The sequence below is a fragment of the Serratia sp. CoH_134_PS_4 genome (assembly GCF_058190535.1).
In genome coordinates this window covers 172,891-196,703 of the sequence record NZ_JBXWKI010000002.1, presented here as the reverse complement: position 1 = coordinate 196,703, position 23,813 = coordinate 172,891, and the positions used below count along the sequence as shown (strand labels likewise).

General features: G+C 54.8%; 26 protein-coding genes. 19 read left to right on the top strand and 7 right to left on the bottom strand.

The features are described 5' to 3' along the window. From AC2FCQ_RS06195 to AC2FCQ_RS06185, 3 genes are all read right to left on the bottom strand, one after another. The coding region (locus AC2FCQ_RS06195) for a tripartite tricarboxylate transporter permease (RefSeq protein ID WP_490658446.1) at positions 1 to 1,050 on the bottom strand (1,050 nt) is incomplete at its 3' end. 11 nt (positions 1,051 to 1,061) lie between these two features. Then, complete coding sequence (locus AC2FCQ_RS06190) at positions 1,062 to 1,493, bottom strand: tripartite tricarboxylate transporter TctB family protein (protein WP_209638858.1); 432 nt, start codon at positions 1,491 to 1,493, stop codon at positions 1,062 to 1,064. Positions 1,494 to 1,505: 12 nt separating this feature from the next. Beyond that, entirely contained in the window at positions 1,506 to 2,486 is a 981-nt protein-coding gene (locus AC2FCQ_RS06185) for a Bug family tripartite tricarboxylate transporter substrate binding protein (protein WP_209638860.1), read from the bottom strand. 298 nt (positions 2,487 to 2,784) lie between these two features. Between AC2FCQ_RS06185 and AC2FCQ_RS06180 the strand changes: the two genes are divergently transcribed. The 3 genes from AC2FCQ_RS06180 to AC2FCQ_RS06170 all read left to right on the top strand — a co-directional run bounded on the left by AC2FCQ_RS06180 (position 2,785) and on the right by AC2FCQ_RS06170 (position 5,406). Continuing rightward, a complete protein-coding gene (locus AC2FCQ_RS06180; protein WP_265555630.1) occupies positions 2,785 to 3,105 on the top strand; it encodes a hypothetical protein in 321 nt (106 codons plus the stop codon). Positions 3,106 to 3,326: 221 nt separating this feature from the next. Then, entirely contained in the window at positions 3,327 to 4,001 is a 675-nt protein-coding gene (gene tctD, locus AC2FCQ_RS06175; RefSeq protein ID WP_209638864.1) for a transcriptional regulator TctD, read from the top strand. Continuing rightward, complete coding sequence (locus AC2FCQ_RS06170) at positions 3,988 to 5,406, top strand: sensor histidine kinase (RefSeq protein WP_265555633.1); 1,419 nt, start codon at positions 3,988 to 3,990, stop codon at positions 5,404 to 5,406. Before tctD ends, AC2FCQ_RS06170 begins: the two co-directional genes overlap by 14 nt. On the opposite strand, the gene AC2FCQ_RS06165 is transcribed toward AC2FCQ_RS06170, so the two are convergent. Continuing rightward, positions 5,403 to 6,305 (bottom strand): DMT family transporter, encoded by a 903-nt coding sequence (locus AC2FCQ_RS06165; RefSeq protein ID WP_490308477.1) that lies wholly within the window; start codon positions 6,303 to 6,305, stop codon positions 5,403 to 5,405. The two genes, AC2FCQ_RS06170 and AC2FCQ_RS06165, sit on opposite strands and share 4 nt — an antisense overlap. 117 nt (positions 6,306 to 6,422) lie before the next feature. On the opposite strand from AC2FCQ_RS06165, the gene AC2FCQ_RS06160 reads away from it, so the two are divergent. From AC2FCQ_RS06160 to hisP, 15 genes are all read left to right on the top strand, one after another. Continuing rightward, positions 6,423 to 7,196 (top strand): AraC family transcriptional regulator, encoded by a 774-nt coding sequence (locus tag AC2FCQ_RS06160; RefSeq protein ID WP_209638870.1) that lies wholly within the window; start codon positions 6,423 to 6,425, stop codon positions 7,194 to 7,196. A gap of 174 nt (positions 7,197 to 7,370) precedes the next feature. Next, a complete protein-coding gene (pdxB, locus tag AC2FCQ_RS06155) occupies positions 7,371 to 8,492 on the top strand; it encodes a 4-phosphoerythronate dehydrogenase PdxB (protein ID WP_490308476.1) in 1,122 nt (373 codons plus the stop codon). A gap of 90 nt (positions 8,493 to 8,582) precedes the next feature. Beyond that, complete coding sequence (locus AC2FCQ_RS06150) at positions 8,583 to 9,593, top strand: aspartate-semialdehyde dehydrogenase (RefSeq protein ID WP_209638874.1); 1,011 nt, start codon at positions 8,583 to 8,585, stop codon at positions 9,591 to 9,593. Next, positions 9,593 to 10,414, top strand: a complete 822-nt coding sequence (truA, locus tag AC2FCQ_RS06145; RefSeq protein WP_209638875.1) for a tRNA pseudouridine(38-40) synthase TruA — start codon at positions 9,593 to 9,595, stop codon at positions 10,412 to 10,414. Before AC2FCQ_RS06150 ends, truA begins: the two co-directional genes overlap by 1 nt. Positions 10,415 to 10,489: 75 nt before the next feature. Beyond that, positions 10,490 to 11,152, top strand: a complete 663-nt coding sequence (locus AC2FCQ_RS06140) for a DedA family protein (protein WP_020827873.1) — start codon at positions 10,490 to 10,492, stop codon at positions 11,150 to 11,152. Positions 11,153 to 11,385: 233 nt separating this feature from the next. Beyond that, on the top strand, positions 11,386 to 12,294 hold the full coding sequence (gene accD / locus AC2FCQ_RS06135) for an acetyl-CoA carboxylase, carboxyltransferase subunit beta (protein ID WP_012146046.1): 909 nt from the start codon (positions 11,386 to 11,388) through the stop codon (positions 12,292 to 12,294). Between the two features lie 211 nt (positions 12,295 to 12,505). Next, the gene (gene folC, locus AC2FCQ_RS06130; RefSeq protein ID WP_265555648.1) at positions 12,506 to 13,771 is read left to right on the top strand and encodes a bifunctional tetrahydrofolate synthase/dihydrofolate synthase; all 1,266 of its coding nucleotides are present in this window, start codon (positions 12,506 to 12,508) and stop codon (positions 13,769 to 13,771) included. Continuing rightward, entirely contained in the window at positions 13,772 to 14,524 is a 753-nt protein-coding gene (gene dedD / locus AC2FCQ_RS06125; RefSeq protein WP_209638881.1) for a cell division protein DedD, read from the top strand. Positions 14,525 to 14,820: 296 nt separating this feature from the next. Beyond that, positions 14,821 to 15,321, top strand: a complete 501-nt coding sequence (gene cvpA / locus AC2FCQ_RS06120) for a colicin V production protein (RefSeq protein WP_020827869.1) — start codon at positions 14,821 to 14,823, stop codon at positions 15,319 to 15,321. A gap of 21 nt (positions 15,322 to 15,342) precedes the next feature. Beyond that, the gene (purF, locus tag AC2FCQ_RS06115; protein ID WP_209638883.1) at positions 15,343 to 16,860 is read left to right on the top strand and encodes an amidophosphoribosyltransferase; all 1,518 of its coding nucleotides are present in this window, start codon (positions 15,343 to 15,345) and stop codon (positions 16,858 to 16,860) included. A gap of 132 nt (positions 16,861 to 16,992) precedes the next feature. Next, a complete protein-coding gene (locus AC2FCQ_RS06110) occupies positions 16,993 to 17,565 on the top strand; it encodes a UbiX family flavin prenyltransferase (RefSeq protein ID WP_209638885.1) in 573 nt (190 codons plus the stop codon). Between the two features lie 301 nt (positions 17,566 to 17,866). Further along, positions 17,867 to 18,649, top strand: a complete 783-nt coding sequence (hisJ, locus tag AC2FCQ_RS06105; protein WP_209638887.1) for a histidine ABC transporter substrate-binding protein HisJ — start codon at positions 17,867 to 17,869, stop codon at positions 18,647 to 18,649. Positions 18,650 to 18,734: 85 nt separating this feature from the next. Next, a complete protein-coding gene (locus AC2FCQ_RS06100; RefSeq protein WP_209638890.1) occupies positions 18,735 to 19,421 on the top strand; it encodes a histidine ABC transporter permease HisQ in 687 nt (228 codons plus the stop codon). Then, positions 19,418 to 20,122 carry an ABC transporter permease gene (locus AC2FCQ_RS06095; RefSeq protein ID WP_209638892.1) on the top strand — a complete coding sequence of 235 codons (705 nt, stop codon included), beginning with the start codon at positions 19,418 to 19,420 and terminating at the stop codon, positions 20,120 to 20,122. Before AC2FCQ_RS06100 ends, AC2FCQ_RS06095 begins: the two co-directional genes overlap by 4 nt. Positions 20,123 to 20,141: 19 nt before the next feature. After that, positions 20,142 to 20,915 carry a histidine ABC transporter ATP-binding protein HisP gene (gene hisP / locus AC2FCQ_RS06090; protein WP_209638894.1) on the top strand — a complete coding sequence of 258 codons (774 nt, stop codon included), beginning with the start codon at positions 20,142 to 20,144 and terminating at the stop codon, positions 20,913 to 20,915. 41 nt (positions 20,916 to 20,956) lie between these two features. Here hisP and AC2FCQ_RS06085 read toward each other — a convergent pair whose 3' ends face one another. From AC2FCQ_RS06085 to yfcG, 3 genes are all read right to left on the bottom strand, one after another. Beyond that, positions 20,957 to 21,871 (bottom strand): TIGR01777 family oxidoreductase, encoded by a 915-nt coding sequence (locus tag AC2FCQ_RS06085; protein ID WP_209638896.1) that lies wholly within the window; start codon positions 21,869 to 21,871, stop codon positions 20,957 to 20,959. A 26-nt stretch (positions 21,872 to 21,897) separates the two neighbouring features. Continuing rightward, positions 21,898 to 22,269 carry a dihydroneopterin triphosphate 2'-epimerase gene (gene folX / locus AC2FCQ_RS06080; protein WP_012146035.1) on the bottom strand — a complete coding sequence of 124 codons (372 nt, stop codon included), beginning with the start codon at positions 22,267 to 22,269 and terminating at the stop codon, positions 21,898 to 21,900. 104 nt (positions 22,270 to 22,373) lie between these two features. Next, a complete protein-coding gene (yfcG, locus tag AC2FCQ_RS06075) occupies positions 22,374 to 23,003 on the bottom strand; it encodes a GSH-dependent disulfide bond oxidoreductase (protein WP_209638898.1) in 630 nt (209 codons plus the stop codon). Positions 23,004 to 23,251: 248 nt separating this feature from the next. Between yfcG and yfcE the strand changes: the two genes are divergently transcribed. Further along, positions 23,252 to 23,803, top strand: coding sequence for a phosphodiesterase (gene yfcE / locus AC2FCQ_RS06070; RefSeq protein WP_209638900.1), 552 nt, complete (start codon positions 23,252 to 23,254; stop codon positions 23,801 to 23,803). Positions 23,804 to 23,813 lie beyond the last annotated feature (10 nt).

Sequence of the window (23,813 nt, the reverse complement as noted above, 5' to 3'; positions counted from 1 at the left end):
GAACATCGCCGGGCCTGGCGTGATGTTGTACAGCGTCAGCGCGCCCATCATGACTGCGGTGGTACCAGACCCAGGGACACCCAGCGTTAACATAGGGATGAATGAGCCACAGGCTGAAGCGTTGTTGGCCGCTTCCGGCGCGGCAACCCCGCGAATATCCCCTTTACCGAAGGTGTCGTTGTTGCCGCTGATTTTCTTTTCGGTCATGTAGGTGAGGGCGCTGGCAATCGTGGCGCCGGCACCCGGCAGGATGCCGACAAAGAACCCCACCACGGAAGAACGCAATGTAGGGCCCACGCACTGAGCGGCCTCTTTGCGGTTGAACAATAACCGACCGGTTTTGCGCACCAATTTTTGTCCGCCGCTGGTGCTTTCCAGCATCAACAGAATTTCACTGACCGAGAACAGACCGATAACGACCACAATGAACTGCACACCGTCGGAGAGGTGGATGCTGTCGAAGGTGAAGCGGTAAACACCTGTGTTAGCGTCCACCCCGACCGTTGCCAGTCCCAGACCAATCAGCGCCGCCAGCAACGATTTCAGTGGGTTTTGACTCATCATGCTACCCAGACAGGCAATAGCGAATACCATCAGAGCAAAATATTCGGCCGGCCCGAACGCCAGCGACCAACGCGCCAACAGCGGAGCGAACAGGATAATCCCGCCGATAGCAATGAGTGAACCGGTAAAGGAGCTGACCGCCGAGATCGACAGTGCCACGCCGGCACGGCCTTGCTGCGCCATGGGGTAGCCGTCCAATGCAGTCATGATTGCTGCGGCGTCACCCGGGACGTTAAGCAGTATTGAGGAGATGCGGCCACCGTATTCACAGCCGATATACACCGTTGCCAGCAGGATCAGTGCAGACTCGGCCGGCAGCTTAAGGGCAAACGCCAGTGGCAACAGGATTGCCACGCCGTTGATTGGCCCCAGCCCCGGCAGCAAGCCGACAATCGTGCCGACGAAGCAGCCGATCAGGGCGATAATCAGGTTCTGTGGCACCAGTGCCACCTCGAACCCTTGAGATAAGTACATCCAGGTATCCATCGTCGCCCCCGTTAGCTCAGCCAAACGCCGAGTGGCAGTGTTACATCAAGTAAGCGGTCAAAGGCGTAATACAAGGCTACGCCCATGAACGCGCCGGACACTAAAGCTGCCGGTAGACTGGCCTGGAACAACAGGCCAATGCTAAAGGTCAGCAGCGCGGTTGCCAGCGGAAAACCCAGCCATTCGAAGCCCCAGGCATACAGCACCAACGTAATGACCAGTACCAGCAGACGTTGCATCACCTTGTTATGTGGCCACTCAACGGCCTGCGGTTTGTTCAGCAGCAGCAGTGCAGCACACAGTGCCATCAGGCTGAGAATGGCCAGAGGGAAGGGACGCGGCCCCAGGGGTTCGTAGCTGTATTCGCTCTGGATCCCCCAACCGATAAACAACCCCCCAATGCACAACAGCAGCCAGAGACCGGCGAAAATGCGATCGCTCATGGTATCCCCCTGTTACTTGGCCAGGCCGAAAACTTTGGCTTGTTCGCGGTACTGATTGACCTGGTTTTTCACGTAGGCATCCAGTTCTTTGCCGGTCAGATTGAATTCGAACAGGCCACGCAGATCACGTTGCTTTTTGAACTCTTCGGTCGTCATCATTTTCTGGAAGGTATCGAGCCACCACTGGTATTCCTCTTCGCTGACCTTCGGGCCGACGTAGAAGCCGCGGATAATCGGCCAGACCAGATTGAAGCCCTGTTCTTTGGCGGTGGGGACATTCGCTAACTGGCCAGGCAGACGTTGGTCAGCATAGACCGCCAGTACGCGAATTTTGTCACCCTGCAAGTAGGGAACCATTTCACTCAGATCGCCTGATACCGCCTGAATGTGGTTGCCGAGCAGTGCGGTCACGGGCTCGCCGCCGCCTTCGAACGCGACGTAGCGCATTTTATGGGGATCAATACCCACTTCACGTGCCAGCAGGGCCGTTTTCATCCAGTCCTGGCTCCCGATAGAAGCACCGGCACCGAACACCACGCTGTTTGGATCTTTTTTGAAGGCATCCATCAGGTCTTTCAGCGTTTTATACGGCGAGTCGGCGCGGACGGCGATCATGCCGTAGTCGGTGCCGACAGCGGCCAGCCATTTCACGTCATCCACGTTATAACGGCCGAATTTTCCTTGTGACAGGTTCAGCAGTGATCCACCGGAAAAGGCAACCACCGTGCCGAATTCTGCCGGCCGCTGGGCGACGATGGCGTTATAGGCGACCGCGCCGACACCACCGGGCATATAGGTGACGCGCATCGGTTTATCGATAGCGTGGGTTTCCTGCAAGGACACCTGAATCAGCTTACAAGTGAGGTCAAATCCGCCGCCGGGCTTGGCGGGGGCGATACATTCGGTACGTTTCGGTGCTTCCACGGCAAAGGCTTGATTGGCTGCCAACAGCAGAGCGGTAGCGGTCAGAGTGCGGGTGATTATTTTTTTCATTGCTTTCCCCAAGGTATTTTTCTGTCGTTGCGGATCCCCGCCGATACGGGTTGCTGGATTGTTAAATCAACAACCTTTCATTTACCTTTCAACGGACGAAAAAGTTTTCGGGATGTGATATGCATCTCCTGTTGGGGGCAAAACACCCGTGCTGAAACAGCAGATTGCCTGTGAGCTAACACATGTCAGGGCGCAAGAACAGCCTGTAAACTTGGCTTAAAGGCTGCGTAATGTCAGTTTTACCCTTTTTGTCTTGAGATAAAATGATTAAAAATAAAATGATGATGGGGGGATTGATATGTTTTCATTAGGGAAATTATTCGGTGGCAGGGACAGCGCCAAAGTCAGTGCAATCAAGATGCTACCAACGGCCTATGATGAGATGACAGGGGCCTCGGGGCATTGCCGGTTGAAGCGCCTGCGCCCGGATATCGGTGTTTTTGAACTGCACTTCTCCAAAGATAATGGCGAAAAGTATGCTTGCCAGATGACCGCCTGTGTCACCGGCATTGATATTGTTTTTTCCACCAATAATCGCACTGTGCTGGTTTCACCCCCGTTCAGTCCTGCCAAATTACAGCCGGTATTTGATATTGCCCTCGCCGACAGCGAAAAATAATACCTCGACCACGACGTTAGCCGCCCTCGTCGACAGTTCAGGGTTTATTCAGTGCCGCAATTGTGTTCCAGCTCCCAAAACTGGTCCGGCATAACCCTTCTATCACAGCGGCTTCCATGCCATCCTTCTGTTATAAACATGTTAATTCGTATGACGCCGGATCCTGATGCGATAGCGCAGCATTCGGCCTGCGAGCATAGATAAATCAATGGAATGGAAGCATGCGTCTGTTATTGGTTGAGGACCACCCTGAGTTATCCCATTGGTTGCAAAAGGCGCTGACCGGTGTCGGCTTTGCCGTCGATATTGCGCCAGACGGGTTGGCAGCCGACCATTTGCTGTTAAATGAAACCTACGCGTTGGTGGTGTTAGACGTGGCATTGCCGCGCCTGAATGGTCTGGAACTGCTGGCCCGATTGCGCAAACGTGGGCAGGACTTGCCGGTATTGCTGTTGACGGCCAGAACCGACGTGGCCGATCGGGTGAAGGGACTGAATCTGGGTGCCGACGACTATCTGACGAAACCCTTCGAACTCGATGAGCTGGAAGCCCGCATTCGGGCGTTGCTGCGCCGCAGCGTCGGTGTCACTCAGCAAGCGCTGCAATACGGTGCGCTGACTTATCACGATGAGGGCTATTTCCAACTGGACGACAAGCCGCTGCAACTGACACCGCGTGAACTGGCTGTGCTGACGGCATTGATTCACCGCCGTGGGCGTCCGGTTGCCAAACAGCAGTTGTTCGAACAGGTATTTACCTTGGCCGATGAGGCTAACCCGGAGAGCATTGAACTCTATGTTCACCGGTTGCGGAAAAAGCTGCAGGGCAGCAACGTGGCAATTATCACTCTGCGCGGTCTGGGCTACAGCCTGGAGCTTTGCAATGAGGTGGTTTAACGCGCCGCAATCGTTGTTTTACCAACTGTTATTGTTCTTTGGCTTACCCCTGCTGGTGTTGGGCAGTATCTCGATTTATACCCACTATTTCAGTGCAATGAACGCCGCCACGCTGGCTTACGATCGTACGCTGCTGGCATCGGCGCGCACCGTGGCGGAGCGGCTGGTGGTGCGTAATGGGCGTTTGGAAGCGGACGTCCCCTATGTCGTGCTCGACAGTTTCGAGCGCAACATGAACGATCAACTTTACTACGAGGTGATCTCGCCAGAAGGCCGAAGCATTTCTGGCTATGACGATTTGCCGCCGATGCCGCCCCATATTCTGCGTTCAAGCTTGTATCCCGCATTGGTGCATTTTTATGATGCCGAGTATCGCGGACGCCCGATTCGCGTTGCCGCCTTGTACCAACCCATCAACGAATCTGGCGTGATGGGCATGGCAACCATATTGGTGGCTGAAACGCTGGAGTCACGCCGCTATCTGGCGCGGCAGATGATGCTCTCTGCACTACTCAGTCAGGGGACCGTGGTCGTGTTGACCATGATCCTGGCCTTTGGTCTTCTCAAGCGGGTGCTCAAACCGATGCGCAAGCTTTCAGGCATCATGTTGCGACGTGATCCGGGGGAATTAACGCCGCTGCCAATGGTGTTGCCCTGGTCGGAAATGCAGCCGCTACTGCTGGCGTTTAACCGTTATATCGAGCGGTTGCGAGTGATGGTGGCACGTCAGGAGCGCTTTAGCGCCGATGCTTCACATCAATTGCGGACGCCGTTAACCGTGCTGAAAACGCAGGTAGGGGTTGCGCTGGCAAGCGATCAGCCGGAGCAGTGGCGGGAAAGTCTGGTCGCGATGAGCGCCACATTGGATAACACCGTGGCGTTGACCGATCGTCTGCTTTATCTCTCAAGGCTCAAAGCCCATGAACACGATGCCGATCGCAAGTTGCAGCCGGTGAACCTGGCGCAGGTGCTGCGAGATGCGTGTTTTTCGCGTCTGCCACAGGCGCGCAGTAAACGTATCGATCTTGGCTATGAGGGAGAGTCGGTATGCTGGGTGGGGGGAGAAGCGCTGCTGCTGACGGAACTGTGCGCCAACCTGTTGGATAACGCACTGAAGTATACGCCGCATCAGGGCATGGTAACGGCAAGGCTCATCATGGACAGATTGGGCGGGGAGGGGGTACTGGAAATTGAAGACAGCGGCCCAGGCATTGCCCAACAGGACACTGCGCAGGCGCTCCAGCCGTTCCATCGGCTGGATAACGTGGGCGATCAACCCGGCGCAGGGCTGGGGTTGGCGCTGGTGAGCGATATCACCCGTTACCATGGCACCCGCCCAGAGTTGTTAACCTCGGCCACACTGGGTGGCTTACTGGTGCGGGTGCGTTTTCAACTGTTACCTTAGCTTTCGCACTCTGCGGCTTGTTTCGCTTTACGCGCCAACGGAGTACGTAGGCGCTGTGACAGGATTACGCCGAGCAGAGTAATGCCGCCGCCGATCAGGTGGTAACTGTGCAGGTGTTCATGCAGGAACAACACTGCAATGATGGCGGTAAATACCGGTGCCAGATTCATAAAGATAGATGCCGTATTGGCCCCCAAGCGCATAACCCCGTGGATCCACAAGTATGGCGCGATAATCGACGCAGGGATGCCGGCGAACAAGACCAGGGGGATATTCTGACGGGTTAACGCGACGTCTTGCGCCATCAGGAAATTCGGCAACAACAACACCACGCCGAACAGTATCTGTACATACAATGACTGCCAGTTTGGCAGAGCAATCGCCCAGCGTTTGGTCAGCACGCCGTACAGCGCATAAGAGGCGGTAGCCGCAAACATCATCAATTCACCTTTGCCGATACCGTGGTGCAACAATTCCGCCGGGTTACCGGCGCTGACCAGCCAGATCAGGCCCCCCAAAGACAACAGGCTGCCGATAGCAATACCCACCGTTGGCGCGACGCGCAACAGCACAATGCTGATCAGAATGGTCAGTAATGGGATCAGCGAGACAATGATGCCCATAAACAGTGCGCTCACGCTGTGTGCTGCGTAGTACGCCAGGCTCTGATACAGCACCATGCCAAGCATGCCGAGAATCATCAATTTCCACCAGTTGGCACGTATTGCCGACCAGTGACGAACTACGCCAGGCAACACGAAGGGGGCCAGGGTGACGAGCGCCAGGAGCCAGCGATAGAAGGAAATGGCGGCCGGATCGATTGCGGTGGCCGAGAGCTTGCTGACCACGGCATTGATTGACCAAATCAAGACCGCCAGCAAAGGGAAGAGCATATTCATGATAATTATTCTCATTAACGACTGACATGCTGGCTAGTTTACGCGTGTCCGGTTTATTATATATAATGATATCCAGACAATATTTATCCTAAACAAGACAAGTAACGGGACGAAACCATGCCAGAAATCCGTCATTTCCCCGAAGCGCTGATCCCTGCACCGCGTCCGGTGCAATTCCGCTGCGAGGAATTCAATGCGCGTACGGAGTTCCAGCCCCACCGTCATAGCTGGGGGCAATTGATGTGGGTAAAGGCTGGGGTCATGGTGTTACGCATCGGCGGCCAGCGTTTTCTGGCTCCGCCGGAGTTTGTGCTGTGGGCACCGGCGGAAATTGAACACTCCTGTTATAACCAACGTTTGGCACAGTGCCGCATGGTGGATATTGCCTTGCCGCTGTGCGCCGGGCTGCCGGAGGCGCCTTGTCTGGTGAGTGTCACCCCGATTTTTCGGGCCATTGCCGAAGACTTCTACGCCCGCAAACAATACATTCCGCAAAGCAAACAGGATCTGCGCCTGTGTCGTGCGCTGATCGACCAATTGCATGTTTCGCCGGTGCAACAAACGTATTTACCCACATCCGAAGACAAGTTCCTGGCACCGGTACTGGAAGCCCTGGAGCACTGCCCATCGGACAATACCTCACTTGCCGCCTGGGCTGCCCGCGTCTATACCACCGAGCGCACGCTATCGCGACGTTGCCAGCAGGATCTGGGCATGTCGTTCAGCGAATGGCGCCAGCGGCTGCGCTTCTTGCACGCCGTTTCGCTGTTGGAACAGGGGAAAACCGTGCAGGAGGTCGCGCTGGACGTGGGGTATAGCTCGGCATCGGCGTTTATCGTCATGTTTCAGCAAATCGCCGGCACGACACCCGAGCGCTTTCGCCGGGCCTGATTCAGTGGCACACTATTTCCCAGATAACCCTTCATACTTGACGTTGCCTCTGTTTGGCTGCGAGCACACCCCCGTCACTTACTTGAGTAAGCCCCAGGGGATTGCTGCGCTTGCCACCTCGATGCAACGCCAATTATTTTGGGTATAAATAGCCGTAAACCGTCGGAGCAATAAGTGAAAATCCTGGTCGATGAAAATATGCCGTATGCGACTGAATTGTTCAGTCGTTTAGGGAATGTGCAGGCCGTGCCTGGGCGCCCGATCCCGAGCGATGCGCTGGCAGATGCCGATGCGCTGATGGTGCGTTCGGTCACTAAAGTGAATGAAGCGCTGCTGGCCGGCACCCGCGTTGGTTTTGTCGGTACCGCAACCGCGGGCACTGACCATGTAGATGACGCCTGGTTGCAACAGCAAGGTATCGGTTTCTCTGCGGCTCCGGGCTGTAATGCGATTGCCGTGGTGGAATATGTGTTCTCTGCACTGATGCTGCTGGCAGAACGCGACGGTTTTCAATTGCGCGATAAAACCGTCGGCATTATCGGTGTCGGCAATGTAGGGTCGCGTCTGGACGCCCGCTTGAAAGCCTTGGGTGTGCGTACGTTATTGTGCGATCCACCGCGTGCTGAACGGGGCGATAGCGAGGAATTCTGGCCGCTGGAGAAACTGGTGGCAGAAGCCGATGTCCTGACCTTCCACACGCCACTGAATAAATCCGGCCCTTATCACTCGCTGCATTTGGTGGGCGCGGAGCTGTTGGCGGCGTTGCCGGATAACCGCATTTTGATTAACGCTTGCCGCGGCCCGGTGGTGGACAATGCTGCGCTGTTGCAGGCGCTGGAAAAAGGTAAAAAACTCAGCACGGTACTGGACGTTTGGGAGCCGGAACCGGAACTGTCTCTGCCGCTGCTGGCGCGGGTGGACATAGGTACTGCACATATCGCTGGCTATACGCTGGAAGGCAAAGCACGCGGCACGACGCAGGTGTTTGAAGCCTTCAGCCGCCACCTGGGGCAGCCTCAGCAGATCGCGCTGGCCTCGCTGTTGCCGGTGCCCGAATTCAGCCAGATCCAACTCAATGGGCCGCTGGACGAAGGCAAATTAAAACGATTGATGCACTTGGTGTATGATGTGCGCCGCGACGATGCGCCGCTGCGTAAAGTGGCCGGGCAACCGGGTGAATTCGATCGTCTGCGCAAGCATTATCAGGAGCGCCGCGAGTGGTCTTCATTGCGCGTCCAGTGCAATGACAGCGCCAGTGCGGAGCTGCTGAACGCGCTGGGCTTTTTGATAGCGTAAGGCTTTCTTAAGCCACAGCGACTAATTTTGTTATCAGGGCGGTGCATTAGCCGCCCATTTGCATTTGAATAAATACTCTGGAGAAACCCAATGTCTGACGGCTGGAATATCGCTCTACTTGGTGCCACTGGCGCGGTAGGTGAAGCGTTGCTGGAATTGTTACAGGAACGCCAGTTCCCGGTGGGCGAACTCTATCCTTTGGCCAGCGAACGTGGTGCAGGTGCGACCGTGCGCTTCAATGGCAAGTCGGTGCTGGTGCAAAAAGCGGAAGAGTTCGACTGGTCGCAAGCTCAGTTAGCATTCTTTGTTGCCGGTACTGAGGCCTCGGCTCGCTATGCGGAAGAAGCAGGCAATATGGGGTGCCTGGTGATCGACACCAGCGGCCTGTTTGCGCTGGAGCCGGATGTTCCACTGGTGGTGCCTGGGGTTAACCCGCAGGTGCTGGCCGATTACCGTAACCGCAATATTGTTGCCGTGGCGGACAGCATGGTCAGCCAACTGCTGACCGCAATCAAACCGCTGACCGAACAGGCCGGGCTTTCTCGCCTGCACGTGACGACCCTGATGTCGGTATCGTCACGCGGCAAAGTGGCTGTCGACGATCTGGCGGGCCAAAGTGCACGCCTGTTGAATGGAATTCCCGCTGAGCCTGGCGTTTTCGCCAAGCAGTTGGCATTCAACCTGTTGCCGTTGCTGACCGACGAGCAGGGCAGCGTGCGTGAAGAACGTTTGATTGTCGATCAGGTGCGTAAAGTGCTGCAGGACGAAGGGTTACCGATTTCCGTGAGCTGCGTGCAGTCGCCGGTGTTCTATGGCCATGCACAGGTCGTTCATCTGGAAGCCCTGCGCCCGATGTCTGCGGAAGAAGCACGTAGCGAACTGGAACAGGTGGATGATATCCAACTGAGCGAAGAAGACGATTACCCGACTCAGGTGACGGAAGCTTCCGGCAGCGACGCGCTGAGCGTTGGCTGCTTGCGTAATGACTACGGCATTCCTGAAATCCTGCAGTTCTGGTCGGTAGCTGACAACGTACGCTTTGGCGGCGCATTGATGGCGATCGAAACCGCAGAACGTCTGGTGCAGGAGCAGATGTACTGATGTCCGAGGTTGTCTTGCCCACCCAGCCGACCTTGAAAATCGCGCTGGGGATTGAATATGACGGTAGCCGTTATTACGGCTGGCAGCGTCAGCAGGAAGTGGCCAGTGTACAGGCCTGTCTGGAACAGGCGTTGAGTAAAGTGGCCAATGCGCCGATCAACGTGCTGTGTGCTGGACGTACCGATGCCGGGGTGCATGCTACCGGCCAGGTGGTGCATTTTGAAACCACCGCGCAGCGTAAGGATGCCGCCTGGACGATGGGGGTAAATACCCATCTGCCGCCGGATATTGCTGTGCGTTGGGTGACCGGCGTTGCTGAAGATTTCCATGCACGCTTCAGCGCTACGGCACGCCGTTACCGCTACATTATTTATAACCACCGTTATCGTCCGGCGGTATTGCAGCAGGGGATGACGCATTTTTATCACCCGCTGGATGCCGAGCGCATGGAGAGGGCGGCGCAGGCGTTGTTGGGCGAAAACGACTTTACGTCGTTTCGCGCCGTGCAATGTCAGTCACGCACGCCATGGCGTAACGTAAAACACGTTAAGGTTACGCGCTATGGTGAGTATATTGTGGTAGATATCAAGGCGAATGCCTTTGTGCATCATATGGTTCGCAATATTGTCGGTAGCCTGATGGAAATTGGCTGCGGCAATCAGGATGAGAATTGGATGGCCGAATTACTGGCACTGAAAGATCGTAATCTGGCTGCGGCGACGGCGCGGGCCGAAGGGTTATACCTGGTTAGCGTTGATTACCCTGAGCACTTTGCCCTACCCCGGCCCCCGATGGGGCCACTGTTTTTACCCGACGATTAAACGCCGGCGCGCCTGACGCGTTGTTCCCTTGTGTACCTGCCGAGTGGGTGAGACACCCGGTAAAAGAGAGAACCTATGGACATCATCAAGTTTGTGATTGATTTTATTCTGCATATTGACGTGCATCTGGCTGAGCTGGTGGCGCAATACGGTATGTGGGTGTACGGTATTTTGTTCCTGATTCTGTTTTGCGAAACCGGGCTGGTGGTGACGCCGTTCTTGCCAGGGGATTCTCTGTTGTTCGTTGCGGGGGCGTTGGCGGCGTTGCCGACCAATGATCTGAATGTACACACTATGGTCGCGCTGATGATAGGTGCGGCGATACTTGGGGATGCGGTGAACTACACTATTGGACGGCTATTCGGAGAAAAGCTTTTCAGCAACCCGAATTCGAAAATCTTCCGTCGCAGTTACCTGGATAAAACGCATCAGTTTTATGAGAAGCATGGCGGGAAGACGATTATTTTGGCGCGTTTTGTACCGATCGTGCGCACATTTGCGCCGTTCGTTGCCGGAATGGGGCATATGTCCTATCGCCATTTTGCGGCTTACAACGTGATTGGTGCGCTGGTTTGGGTGCTGCTGTTCACCTATGCTGGTTATCTCTTCGGCGATTTGCCGATCGTGCAGGAAAACCTGAAACTGTTGATCGTGGCTATCATCATTGTTTCAATTCTGCCGGGCATCATTGAAATTTGGCGCCATAAGCGCGCGGCTGCCCGCCAGCAAAAACAGTAAAAACATCGCTTAACCTGTCGGTTCGACCAGTTTTTTGTCCACAGTGCCGGGCCGATATGGTTTAATGAGCGACATTTATGGTCTGTTCCTGTGAACAACCTTGAAATCAGTGCCTCTGTCGCGCGCTTGTCGCGTTTTACTCGGGCACTTTTTCATTGGGTCTGTTTACGGGGGGATTGTTAAAGCATGAACTGCGGACTGGCGTCTGCCAGGTTCAAACAGAAAGGTCATCGATGAGCTGGATTGAACGAATTCTTAACAAGAGCAATATTACCCAAACCCGTAAGGCGAGCATTCCTGAAGGGGTTTGGACCAAATGCGATAGCTGCGGTCAGGTTCTCTACCGCGCCGAGCTGGAGCGTAATCTGGAAGTGTGCCCAAAATGCGACCACCACATGCGCATGACTGCGCGTATGCGTCTGCATACTCTGCTGGATGAAGGCAGTGAAGTGGAGCTGGGTAGCGAACTGGAACCGAAAGATGTTCTGAAGTTCAAGGATTCCAAGAAATACAAAGATCGTCTGGTTGCCGCACAGAAAGCAACCGGTGAAAAAGATGCGTTGGTCGTGATGAAAGGCACGTTATATGGCATGCCTATTGTCGCCGCGTCGTTTGAATTTGCCTTTATCGGCGGTTCCATGTCGTCTGTAGTCGGTGCGCGCTTTGTGCGTGCTGTTGAGCAGGCGCTGGAAGATAACTGTCCGCTGGTGTGTTTCTCAGCCAGTGGCGGTGCCCGTATGCAGGAAGCGCTGATGTCGCTGATGCAGATGGCGAAGACCAGCGCTGCGCTGGCGAAACTGCAGGAGCGTGGTCTGCCGTACATTTCAGTACTGACTGACCCGACCATGGGTGGCGTTTCCGCCAGTCTGGCAATGCTGGGCGATATCAACATCGCTGAGCCGAAGGCGCTGATCGGCTTTGCCGGTCCACGCGTTATCGAACAGACCGTACGTGAAAAGCTGCCGCCGGGCTTCCAGCGCAGTGAGTTCCTGATTGAGAAAGGCGCGATCGACATGATCGTGCGTCGCCCGGAAATGCGCCAGACCTTGGCGAGTATCCTTTCCAAACTGACCAACCAGCCACAGCCACATTTCGATGAAGCTGCGCCGGTGTCTGAACAGGAAAATCAGGCCGACGCCTGAGGCAAGTCAGTCACCCGTGTTGGCGCAAGCCAACGCGGGGTTCAGCCGCCATTTTGTGGCTAAGTGGCGGCTGGAAATACCCGATGGATCTCGAGCAACAGCGAGTCACGCTGCGGCTTGAAAACATGGGGTATCATGCAGAGCATCGCCTTTACCGCGGTGAGGGTGGTGCCCTGATGGATTAATGAACCCAAGTTCAGTGACGGGACTCATGCAAAACCACCAAATTCCCCAAGCCACGTCGCCATTGAGCTCGTGGCTTTTTTATCTGGAACGTCTGCACAGCCAGGCGATCGAACTCGGCCTGGAACGCGTACAACGCGTTGCGGAGCACCTTGATTTACTCACTCCTGCACCGACGGTGTTCACCGTTGCCGGCACTAACGGCAAGGGCACCACGTGCCGCACTCTGGAAGCGATTTTGATGGAGGCGGGGTTGCGCGTTGGCGTCTACAGCTCACCACATCTGGTACGTTATACCGAAAGGGTGCGCATTCAAGGTGATGAGCTAAGCGAGGCCGAACACAGCCGTTCATTCGCCGTCATTGAAGCGGGCCGGGGTGAAACGTCACTGACCTATTTCGAATTTGGCACTCTGTCGGCCTTGCAACTGTTCAAACAAGCTAAGCTTGACGTGGTGATCTTGGAAGTTGGTCTTGGTGGGCGTCTGGACGCGACCAACATCGTCGACCCGAGCGTGGCAGTGGTGACCAGCATTGCACTGGATCACACCGACTGGCTGGGCAGCGACCGCGAAAGCATTGGCCGCGAAAAAGCCGGGATTTTCCGTGGCGGTAAGCCGGCCGTCGTGGGGGAACCGGATATGCCGGCAACCATTGGGCAAGTGGCGGACACTCTGGGTGCGCAACTGTATCGCCGCGGCGAGGCCTGGACCTTTAGCGAACAGGGTGAGCGCTGGCAGTGGGAAGGCGGCGGTACCTTGCTGACTGACTTACCGATGCCAAACGTGCCCTTAGCCAATGCGGCGACCGCACTGGCTGCATTGCATTATTCTGCGTTGGAAATTGATGAGCGGGCGATTTTCGCCGGTCTGCAGCAGGCGACCTTACCGGGACGTTTCCAGATTGTGCGGCGTGAACCGACATTGATCCTCGACGTGGCGCATAACCCGCACGCGGCAAGTTATTTGGCTGGTCGCCTGGCGACGTTGCCGCGTAATGGTGGCAAAGTACGTGCCGTGGTGGGGATGCTTTCGGACAAAGATATTGCCGGTACGCTGGCCTGTCTGAGTGAGCAGGTCGATGAATGGTACTGTGCGCCGCTTGAAGGGCCGCGCGGTGCCAGTGTTGAGCTGTTGGCGCAATATTTAACGGAACCGCGGCAGTTTACCGATGTCGAAACTGCCTGGCGTCAGGCTATGCAGGACGCTGAAAAACAGGATATTGTGATCGTCTGTGGATCGTTCCACACCGTTGCACACGTGATGGCGGCGTTAGACGAGATGCGGGGAGTGTGAGTGGCAAGTAAATTTCAAAACCGATTGGTGGGTACCGTGATTCTGGTTGCGCTGGGGGTGATTATCCTGCCAGGGCTGTTGGACGGTAAAAAGAAACATTACGAGGATGAATTCGCAGCCATTCCATTGGTGCCGAAGGCCGGTGATGTGGAAGAGAACGACGTGGTGCCACCGGTAAGTCAGCCATTGCCGGCACAACCGCCGGAAGGCGCAGGTGCATTGGTTGAACAGCAGGCGGCTAATGAGGCGGCGACGCAGCAGGCCGCGCAGAAGCCGGCTCAGGTCACGCAGGCACCGGTCGAGACGCGTCCGCAACCGACGCCGACGCCAACGCCACAGCCGAAACCTAAACCGGTAGAAACCAAGCCGGTGGAAGTGAAACCAAAACCGGTGCAGCAGCCGAAACCGGTGGAAGTGAAGCCGGTAGCCAAACCTGAGCCGAAGCCAGAACCGACACCGAAGCCTGAACCTGCACCTGTGCAGAAACCGGCGGAAGAGAAAGCACCGGCAGGGCAAGCGTATGTGGTGCAACTGGGGGCGTTGAAGAATGCTGCCAAGGTGAACGAAGTGGTCGCGTCGCTCAGGCTGTCCGGCTATCGTGCTTTCACCGTGCCATCCACACCGGTACAGGGGCAGATTACTCGGATTTACGTCGGTCCAGACGCCTCGAAACAGAAACTGCAGTCTTCATTGCCTGCGCTGAACTCCCTCAGCGGTTTGAGCGGCCAGGTGAAGCCATACGGCGTACGTTAAGAGAAAGGGGCACAGCATGCTGTGCCCCTAAACCTATGCGTGCCAGTATAATCATTAAATAAACTGTGCCTTTCGTAGCTGAAATGGCCTATGTAGGCGCGGCGGTTGGGAATTTTTTTATCGCCGCTTTTTATTTGTAACGTGGTAGGAAAACCCCTACGCAAACGTTTTCTTTTTCTGTTAGAATTCGCCGCGAATTGGATCACCCGTTAGATTTCATGTCGTATCAAGGCAGCCAACGCAGATGCGGTATGAAAGATGAAGGGGGCAGGGGCGATTCATTATTGGAATAGTTCATGGTCTGGATTGATTACGTCATTATAGCGGTGATTGGATTTTCGGCTCTGGTGAGCCTGATCCGAGGGTTTGTTCGCGAAGCATTGTCACTTGTGACATGGGGATGTGCGTTTTTTGTTGCCAGCCATTTCTACTCTTACCTTGCGGTCTACTTCACTCGTTTTGAAGATGAACTGGTGCGAAACGGTATCGCGATTGCAATCTTGTTTATTGCGACCCTGATCGTAGGAGCTATTGTTAACTATGTGATTAGCTCACTGGTAGAGAAAACCGGGTTATCAGGCACCGACCGGGTGCTGGGCGTCTGTTTCGGCGCACTGCGCGGCGTGTTGATCGTTTCGGCGATACTGTTTTTCCTGGATACCTTTACTGGTTTTTCACAAAGTGCCGATTGGAAACAGTCGCAGCTTATTCCCCAGTTCAGTTACATCATCAGGTGGTTCTTTGACTACCTGCAGAGCACGTCGAGTTTCTTACCGACCCATTTACCAGGGCGGTAGCGCTGATGAGGAAAAGACAACATGTGCGGTATTGTCGGTATCGCCGGTTTTATGCCGGTAAACCAGTCGATTTATGATGCGCTGACGGTGCTTCAGCACCGTGGCCAGGATGCCGCAGGCATCGTCACCATTGATGCCCATAACGGGTTCCGCCTGCGTAAAGCAAACGGTCTGGTGAAGGATGTGTTTGAGGCACGCCATATGCAGCGTTTGCAGGGCAACATGGGTATTGGCCATGTGCGTTACCCGACGGCTGGCAGCTCCAGTGCTTCAGAGGCTCAACCTTTCTATGTAAACTCACCGTTCGGCATTACGCTGGCACATAACGGCAATCTGACCAATGCCCATGAACTGCGCCAGACGTTGTTCGAAAGCGGTCGCCGCCATATCAACACCACATCCGACTCTGAGATTCTGCTGAACGTGCTGGCCAGTGAGCTGGACCGCTTCCAACACTATCCGCTGGAGTCCGACAACGTCTTCACTGCCGTTGCCGCCATGCATCAGCAGCTGCGTGGTGCTTACGCTTGTGTCGCGATGATCATCGGCCATGGCCTGTTGGCATTCCGTGACCCGCACGGCATCCGCCCGTTAGTCATCGGCAAACGCACGCTGGAAGATGGCCGTAATGAATATATGGTGGCTTCCGAAAGCGTGGCGCTGGATACGCTGGGCTTTGAGTTCTTGCGCGACGTGGCGCCGGGTGAAGCGGTGTATATCACCAATAAGGGCCAACTGTTCACGCGCCAGTGTGCAGAGAATCCGAAAACCAACCCATGCCTGTTCGAGTACGTCTATTTCGCCCGTCCAGACTCCTTTATGGACAAGATTTCGGTCTACAGCGCCCGTGTGCGTATGGGGCAGAAGCTGGGGGAGAAGATTGCTCGCGAGTGGGAAGATCTGGATATTGATGTCGTGATTCCGATCCCGGAAACCTCCTGCGATATCGCACTGGAGATCGCACGCATCCTGGATAAGCCGTACCGTCAAGGTTTCGTGAAGAATCGCTATGTCGGCCGTACCTTCATCATGCCGGGCCAACAGGCACGCCGTAAGTCGGTACGTCGTAAGCTGAACGCCAACCGTGCTGAATTCCGCGACAAGAATGTGCTGCTGGTGGATGACTCCATTGTGCGCGGCACGACCTCAGAGCAGATCGTCGAGATGGCGCGCGACGCTGGCGCCAAGCGGGTTTATCTGGCTTCCGCGGCACCGGAGGTTCGTTTCCCTAACGTCTATGGCATCGATATGCCGAGTGCCAATGAGCTGATTGCACATGGGCGTGAAGTGGATGAAATCCGCCAGATCATCGGTGCTGATGGCCTGATTTTCCAAGACCTGGACGATCTGATCGAAGCCGTGCGTGAAGAGAACCCGGATATCGTTCAGTTCGAATGCTCGGTATTTAACGGTATTTACGTCACCAAAGACGTCGATCAAAGCTATCTCGAGTATCTGGAATCGCTGCGTAACGACGACGCCAAAGAAATGCGTGGTCAAACCGAAGCAGAAAATCTGGAAATGCATAACGAAGGTTAAACGCCTGCGTTGTGCTACCAAGGTGCACTGCGGCGTCTGTCGCAGTGCATTATCCCTCCCTGACTTGCTTATCCCTCGCCATTGCGGCAAAGTCTGCCTGATCTTATCTTTTTCGTGGCAGAGGCCAGTTTTATGAAACGACTCATCATCGGTATTTCCGGCGCCAGTGGCGCAATCTATGGCGTGCGCTTGCTGCAGGTATTACGCGACGTTGCAGAGGTGGAAACCCATTTGGTGATGAGCAACGCCGCGCGGCAAACGCTGTCGCTGGAAACACCGCTCAGCCTGCGTGAAGTGCAGGCGCTGGCCGATGTAGTGCATGATTCTCGCGATATTGGCGCCAGCATTTCGTCCGGTTCGTTCAAAACGGCAGGTATGGTGATTTTACCTTGTTCGATCAAAACGTTATCGGGTATCGCCAATAGCTATAGCGACGGTTTACTGACACGTGCTGCGGATGTGGTGCTGAAAGAGCGCCGCCGGTTAGTGTTGTGCGTGCGTGAAACGCCATTGCATATTGGCCACCTGCGGCTGATGACCCAGGCTGCGGAAATGGGGGCAGTCATTATGCCGCCAGTGCCGGCGTTTTATCACCGCCCTGAGAGTGTCGAAGACATTATCGATCAAACCGTAAACCGGGTGGTTGACCAATTTGACATTGAATTACCGAAGGATTTATTTGCCCGCTGGCAAGGCTCTAATTAACAAATTTCTCCCCAATTTGGTACATTTGTGCAACACCGCACTGATTTAGGGCGGCGCATGCACCATAATGATCCCACTTCATCACGTTCACTGTTTCAAGGCTTTGGTATTTATCCACTGCCCGTGGCGCGGCCAAGACTGGCCGATTTAATTTTGCAGTTATCGTCCCAGGAAACAGTTTTGTGAAGGCCGGAGCCGTTCCCTCCGCCTACAGCAACAAATGTGGCACGATTACTGCAAATTGATTTGGTGGAAAAGTAATGCCCGCAGTGGCATCAAAAAATCAATTTGAGGGTAATTTATGAAAAAGCTGGTTAAGGTTCTTCCTTTAGTCTTGGCTTTGAGCGCGGTAAGCAGCGCATTTGCCGCCGTACCATCGACGCTGAAGATAGGTACCGATCCGACCTATGCCCCCTTTGAGTCTAAAAATGCCAAAGGTGAGCTGGTCGGTTTTGATATCGATTTGGCCAAAGAGCTGTGCAAACGCATAAATACCCAATGTACCTTTGTGGAAAGCGATTTTGACGCGCTGATCCCTTCCCTGAAGGCGAAGAAAATTGACGCCATTATCTCTTCTCTGTCGATCACCGAAAAACGCCAGCAGGAAATTGCCTTCACCGACAAGCTGTATGCCGCTAACGCCCGTCTGATCGCGCCGAAAGGCTCGAAGCTGCTGCCTACCGTGGATGCGCTGAAAGGCAAAAGTATCGGCGTGCTGCAAGGTACCACTCAGGAAGCCTATGCCAACGCTATGTGGCAGCCTAAGGGCATTACCGTTGTGCCTTATCAGAACCAGGATCTGGTTTACGCCGACCTGGCATCTGGCCGTATTGATGCCGCTTTCCAGGACGAAGTGGCAGGCAGCGATGGCTTCCTGAAGCAGCCTCCAGGCAAAAACTACGCGTTTGCCGGCGAGTCGGTGAAGGATGACAAATTCTTTGGTGTCGGCACCGGTATGGGCTTGCGTAAGACAGATACCGAACTGAAGGCCGCATTAGATAAAGCCTTTGCCGACATGCGCAAAGACGGTACTTACGACAAGTTTGCGAAGAAATACTTCAACTTTGACGTCTACGGCGGGTAATTCCGCGCACCGTTCCATGTTGTGACTTCGGGGCCGGTCCACCGGCCCCGATGGTTCGGGATCCAATGACGACAGGGTGAAGTAAATGCTGCAAGGCTATTCCCAATTGATATTTGAGGGCGCTTTGGTGACGCTGGAGCTGGCCCTCAGTTCCGTAGTGCTGGCGGTGGTGATTGGTCTGATCGGCGCTGGCGGTAAACTTTCACATAACCCACTGATATCGATGATTTTCGGTGCTTACACTACGCTGATCCGCGGTGTACCCGATCTGGTGCTGATGCTGCTGATTTTCTACGGCCTGCAAATAGCGCTCAACAACCTCACCGAACTGCTTGGCTTCTCACAAATTGATATCGATCCGCTCAGCGCGGGGATCATTACCCTCGGGTTTATCTACGGTGCCTACTTCACTGAAACTTTCCGTGGTGCCTATATGGCCGTCCCGAAAGGGCAGATCGAAGCAGCAACCGCCTATGGTTTTTCCGGTTCGCAGATTTTCCGTCGCATTCTGTTCCCTGCGATGATGCGCTTCGCCCTGCCGGGCATCGGCAACAACTGGCAGGTGATCCTGAAGGCAACGGCACTGGTGTCTATTCTTGGTCTTAATGATGTGGTGAAAGCCACTCAGTTGGCCGGTAAAGGTACCTACCAACCGTTCTTCTTCGCGATTGTGGCTGGCGTGGTTTATCTGGTTTTCACCACGGTTTCCAACGGGGTGTTGCTGTGGCTTGAACGGCGTTACTCACTGGGCGTGAAGAGGGCCGAGCTATGATCGATATTTTGCACCAATACTGGCAATCGCTGCTCTGGAGCGACGGCTATCGTTTCACCGGTGTGGCGGTCACGCTGTGGCTGCTCATTGCGTCGGTGGTGATGGGCGGTCTGCTGGCCATTCCGATGGCGGTGGCGCGTGTCTCCTCCATCAAATGGGTCCGCTTCCCGGTATGGCTTTATACCTACGTATTCCGTGGTACACCGCTGTATGTGCAGTTACTGGTGTTCTATTCCGGTATGTACAGCCTGGAGATTGTGCGTGGCAGCGAGTTCCTCAATGCGTTCTTCCGCAGTGGGTTGAACTGCACCATTTTGGCGCTGACTCTCAACACCTGCGCGTACACCACCGAGATCTTCGCCGGGGCTATCCGTTCGGTGCCGCACGGTGAGATCGAGGCGGCCAACGCCTACGGTTTTTCCCGCTTTAAGATGTATCGCTGCATTATTTTGCCTTCGGCGTTACGGACCGCGTTGCCGGCCTACAGCAACGAAGTGATCTTGATGTTGCACTCCACCGCGCTGGCGTTTACCGCCACCGTACCGGACCTGCTGAAAATCGCACGCGACATTAATGCGGCGACCTATCAGCCGTTCTATGCCTTCGGGATTGCGGCGGTGCTGTATCTGATTATCTCTTACGTGTTAATCAGCCTGTTCCGCAAAGCGGAGAAGCGCTGGATGGCGCATGTTAGCCACTGATAAATGACGGGAAGAAACTATGTCTGAAAATAAATTAGCCGTCACTGAACTGCACAAGCGCTACGGTGACCATGAAGTGTTGAAAGGCGTATCTTTGGCGGCCAACGCCGGGGATGTGATTAGCATCATCGGATCTTCCGGCTCCGGTAAAAGTACCTTTTTGCGCTGCATTAACTTCCTGGAGAAACCGAGCGAAGGTTCTATCAGCCTGAACAACGAAGACATTCGTATGGTGCGTGACAAAGATGGCCAGTTGAAGGTGTTTGATAAGAAACAGCTGCAACTGCTGCGTACCCGCCTGACGATGGTGTTCCAGCACTTCAACCTGTGGAGCCACATGACGGTGTTGGAGAACGTGATGGAAGCACCGGTGCAAGTGTTGGGGCTGAGCAAGACGGAGGCGCGTGAGCGCGCTGTCCGCTATCTGGATAAAGTGGGCATCGACGAGCGTGCCCGCGGCAAATATCCTGTGCACTTGTCCGGCGGTCAACAGCAACGCGTGTCGATCGCCCGGGCATTGGCGATGGAACCAGAAGTCTTGCTGTTTGATGAACCGACGTCAGCCCTGGATCCTGAATTGGTTGGCGAAGTGCTGCGAATCATGCAGAAGCTGGCTGAAGAGGGCAAAACCATGGTGGTAGTGACACATGAAATGGAGTTTGCACGCCATGTGTCCAACCACGTGATTTTCCTGCATAAGGGGCTGATTGAAGAACAAGGTCCGCCGGCCGAGCTGTTTGGTAATCCGAAGAGTACCCGGTTGCAGCAGTTTCTTTCCGGCGCATTGAAATAGCCGTTTGGCGGGGCCGGATCTTTCTGGCCCCGTTCCGATCTTCAGCGATCGTCTTGCCGCTGATTGATAACATCATCCAAGGCTTGTTCCAATTCCAAAAAGCGGAAGCTGAAACCGGCCTCTTCCAGACGTTTCGGCACTGCCCGTTGCCCGCCCAGCACCAATACCGCGGCTTCTCCCATCAATAAACGCAGGGCGAATGCCGGCACGCGTAAAAATGCCGGCCGATCGAGGACGTTAGCGAGTTGCGCGGTAAACTGCTCGTTGTGAACGGGATAAGGGGCGACCATATTGAACGGCCCTTGCAGGGTCTGGTGATCCAGTAAATAAATAATGCCGTTAATCATGTCATCCAGATGGATCCACGGCAGATATTGGCGACCCGTACCCATTGGCCCACCGAGCCCGATACGGAAGGGGGGCAGCATTTTCGCCAGTGCGCCGCCTTTGGCTGCCAAGACGACGCCGGTGCGCAGCAGACAGACGCGGGTGGCATTGCTTTGCGCTTGGAGCGCCAATGACTCCCAGCGTTGACACAGCATATGGGTGAATTCGTCGTGCGGAACTTCGTCTTCGGTAACGACGGCCTGGTCTTGATCGCCATAGTAGCCGGTTGCTGAGCCGGAAATTAGCACGCTGGGCGGCGTGCTGCTGGCGTTAATCAGCTTTGCCAACTGTTCGGTCAGATCCCAACGGCTGTGACACAGGCGTTCTTTCTGCGCCTTGCTCCAGCGCTTGTCGGCGATCGGCTCACCGGCCAGGTTAATCACGGCATCAAAGCCCTCCAGCGAGGACTTATCTTGCAGCGTTGACCAATAATCTACCTGTTCGCCAAAACGTTCACGCGCGTGCTGCACGTTGCGGCTTAACACCGTAATTTGGTGAGAAAGGCCCAGCAGCCGCTGCGTCAGGCTGCTCCCTATCAATCCTGTGGCGCCGGTGATCAGGATCCGCATGGTCGATTCTCCCTGAAGCTGTAGTTTCAGGCCCGGCGATAGCTCATGGTCATCGAAACCGAGTCGGCGTAGCGCAGAGCCAATAGTTTATCTATTTCTACTTCAGCATAGGTTACCCAGGCGTGTTGTTTCACGATATCGAGCACATCCTGAGTTAATTTTTCCAGCAGGGCAAAGCGGTTATCTTCCACATGACGGATGATGGCTTTAGTGATGGTTCGGTAGTTAAGAGCATCGTCAATGTTTTCGCTGTCGCGCGCTTTATCCGCCGGGTAATGGATCACGACGTTAATCAGGATGTCCTGACGGTTGTTGATTTCTTCTTCCTTGATACCGATGAAAGTACGCAACCGCAGGTTTTTTATACGAATAATGGCGTCGGGTTGACTGAATGACATCAGAGAATCTCCACAGGTCTGATTATTTGCGCCCAGAATACACGGAAAGTAAGGAAAAGATAACGAGCCGGGGGAAACTCCCCGGAGGCCGGGGAGTTGGACATTTAGCCCTGCTCAGCCAGTTTGTAAGCCCGCTCGGTTGCCGGGCGGTTACTGATACGCTCGAACCAGTTACGCACTGCCGGGTAATCCGCCAGATCGATACGTTGACGGGGGTGTGACACGACCCAAGGGTAAGTCGCAATATCGGCGATGCTGTAGTTGTCACCGCCCAGGTACGGGTGCTTTTGCAGCTCGGCTTCCAGAACGGCATACAGGCGCTTGGTTTCCAGATGGTAACGTTCAATGGCGTAAGGGACGGGTTGTGGGGCGTAATGGTTGAAATGGTGATTCTGTCCAAGCATCGGCCCAAATCCGGCGACCTGCCAGAACAACCACTGCAGCGTAGCGGCGCGTTCACGTAGCCCTTTGCTCAATAGCTTGCCGGTTTTCTCAGCCAGATACAGCAGAATCTCACCGGACTCGAACAGGCTGATAGGGGCTCCGCCATCAACCGGCTGCTGGTCGACGATAGCAGGGATTTTGTTGTTGGGGGAAATGCTCAGAAATTCCGGCTTGAACTGATCGCCGGCGCTGATGTTTACGCGGTGGATACGGTAGGGTAAGCCAACCTCCTCCAGAAACAGGGTAATCTTGTGACCATTTGGAGTAGGCGCGTAATACAGGTCAATCATGTTGCCTCCTGCGGTAAGGTGATCTGTAAATCATTACACGGTGTTGCGGTCTTCGCCGCGCACAAAGGTATATCAAAGATCTTTCTATAGGATTACCTACAATAGCAGCTAAGAATAGCAGGCTATGTGAGATTCGTCTGATGCTATCTCCACAAGATGCCTCACAATTCTCCGCAGGTAAATCTGCGGTTTGCCGTGCACTGGCGGCGCGCTAAAATAGCGCTTATTTCCTTATTAAGGACAAGGTTATGAAGCTGATATTTGCCTCGGATATTCACGGTTCGCTCCCCGCCACCGAAAGCGTGCTGGATCGTTTTGAACAAAGCGGTGCTGACTGGCTGATTCTGCTGGGTGATTTGCTGAATCATGGGCCACGAAACGCGTTACCCGCGGGATATCAGCCGGCGCAGGTTGCTGAACATTTGAATCGCTATAGCGACAAGATCATCGCCGTTCGCGGCAACTGTGATAGCGAAGTTGATCAGATGTTACTGTCATTTCCTATCACAGCGTCTTGGCAGCAGGTGCTATTGCAAAAAAGACGATTGTTTTTAACCCACGGTCACCTTTATCATCCTTCCGCACTGCCGCCGTTATCTGCCGGAGATGTGCTGGTCTATGGACACAGCCATTTGCCGCAGGCGGAACGGCAGGGGGATATTTACTGCTTTAATCCAGGGTCGGTCAGCATTCCGAAAGGGGGCTTTCCCGCCAGCTATGGCATACTGGAGGACGGCATTTTAAGTGTGGTCACGTTGGACAGCGGCAAGGCTGTTGCAGAGGTGGCATTAACGCACTAATTTATACACA

What these genes read in the sequence shown, in the direction of transcription:
- AC2FCQ_RS06190 (WP_209638858.1), bottom strand. Translation starts at nt 1,493, where the DNA reads ATGAGCGATCGCATTTTCGCCGGTCTCTGGCTGCTGTTGTGCATTGGG.
- AC2FCQ_RS06185 (WP_209638860.1), bottom strand. Translation starts at nt 2,486, where the DNA reads ATGAAAAAAATAATCACCCGCACTCTGACCGCTACCGCTCTGCTGTTG.
- AC2FCQ_RS06180 (WP_265555630.1), top strand. Translation starts at nt 2,785, where the DNA reads ATGTTTTCATTAGGGAAATTATTCGGTGGCAGGGACAGCGCCAAAGTC.
- tctD (WP_209638864.1), top strand. Translation starts at nt 3,327, where the DNA reads ATGCGTCTGTTATTGGTTGAGGACCACCCTGAGTTATCCCATTGGTTG.
- AC2FCQ_RS06170 (WP_265555633.1), top strand. Translation starts at nt 3,988, where the DNA reads ATGAGGTGGTTTAACGCGCCGCAATCGTTGTTTTACCAACTGTTATTG.
- AC2FCQ_RS06165 (WP_490308477.1), bottom strand. Translation starts at nt 6,305, where the DNA reads ATGAATATGCTCTTCCCTTTGCTGGCGGTCTTGATTTGGTCAATCAAT.
- AC2FCQ_RS06160 (WP_209638870.1), top strand. Translation starts at nt 6,423, where the DNA reads ATGCCAGAAATCCGTCATTTCCCCGAAGCGCTGATCCCTGCACCGCGT.
- AC2FCQ_RS06150 (WP_209638874.1), top strand. Translation starts at nt 8,583, where the DNA reads ATGTCTGACGGCTGGAATATCGCTCTACTTGGTGCCACTGGCGCGGTA.
- truA (WP_209638875.1), top strand. Translation starts at nt 9,593, where the DNA reads ATGTCCGAGGTTGTCTTGCCCACCCAGCCGACCTTGAAAATCGCGCTG.
- AC2FCQ_RS06140 (WP_020827873.1), top strand. Translation starts at nt 10,490, where the DNA reads ATGGACATCATCAAGTTTGTGATTGATTTTATTCTGCATATTGACGTG.
- accD (WP_012146046.1), top strand. Translation starts at nt 11,386, where the DNA reads ATGAGCTGGATTGAACGAATTCTTAACAAGAGCAATATTACCCAAACC.
- folC (WP_265555648.1), top strand. Translation starts at nt 12,506, where the DNA reads ATGCAAAACCACCAAATTCCCCAAGCCACGTCGCCATTGAGCTCGTGG.
- cvpA (WP_020827869.1), top strand. Translation starts at nt 14,821, where the DNA reads ATGGTCTGGATTGATTACGTCATTATAGCGGTGATTGGATTTTCGGCT.
- purF (WP_209638883.1), top strand. Translation starts at nt 15,343, where the DNA reads ATGTGCGGTATTGTCGGTATCGCCGGTTTTATGCCGGTAAACCAGTCG.
- AC2FCQ_RS06110 (WP_209638885.1), top strand. Translation starts at nt 16,993, where the DNA reads ATGAAACGACTCATCATCGGTATTTCCGGCGCCAGTGGCGCAATCTAT.
- hisJ (WP_209638887.1), top strand. Translation starts at nt 17,867, where the DNA reads ATGAAAAAGCTGGTTAAGGTTCTTCCTTTAGTCTTGGCTTTGAGCGCG.
- AC2FCQ_RS06100 (WP_209638890.1), top strand. Translation starts at nt 18,735, where the DNA reads ATGCTGCAAGGCTATTCCCAATTGATATTTGAGGGCGCTTTGGTGACG.
- AC2FCQ_RS06095 (WP_209638892.1), top strand. Translation starts at nt 19,418, where the DNA reads ATGATCGATATTTTGCACCAATACTGGCAATCGCTGCTCTGGAGCGAC.
- hisP (WP_209638894.1), top strand. Translation starts at nt 20,142, where the DNA reads ATGTCTGAAAATAAATTAGCCGTCACTGAACTGCACAAGCGCTACGGT.
- AC2FCQ_RS06085 (WP_209638896.1), bottom strand. Translation starts at nt 21,871, where the DNA reads ATGCGGATCCTGATCACCGGCGCCACAGGATTGATAGGGAGCAGCCTG.
- folX (WP_012146035.1), bottom strand. Translation starts at nt 22,269, where the DNA reads ATGTCATTCAGTCAACCCGACGCCATTATTCGTATAAAAAACCTGCGG.
- yfcG (WP_209638898.1), bottom strand. Translation starts at nt 23,003, where the DNA reads ATGATTGACCTGTATTACGCGCCTACTCCAAATGGTCACAAGATTACC.
- yfcE (WP_209638900.1), top strand. Translation starts at nt 23,252, where the DNA reads ATGAAGCTGATATTTGCCTCGGATATTCACGGTTCGCTCCCCGCCACC.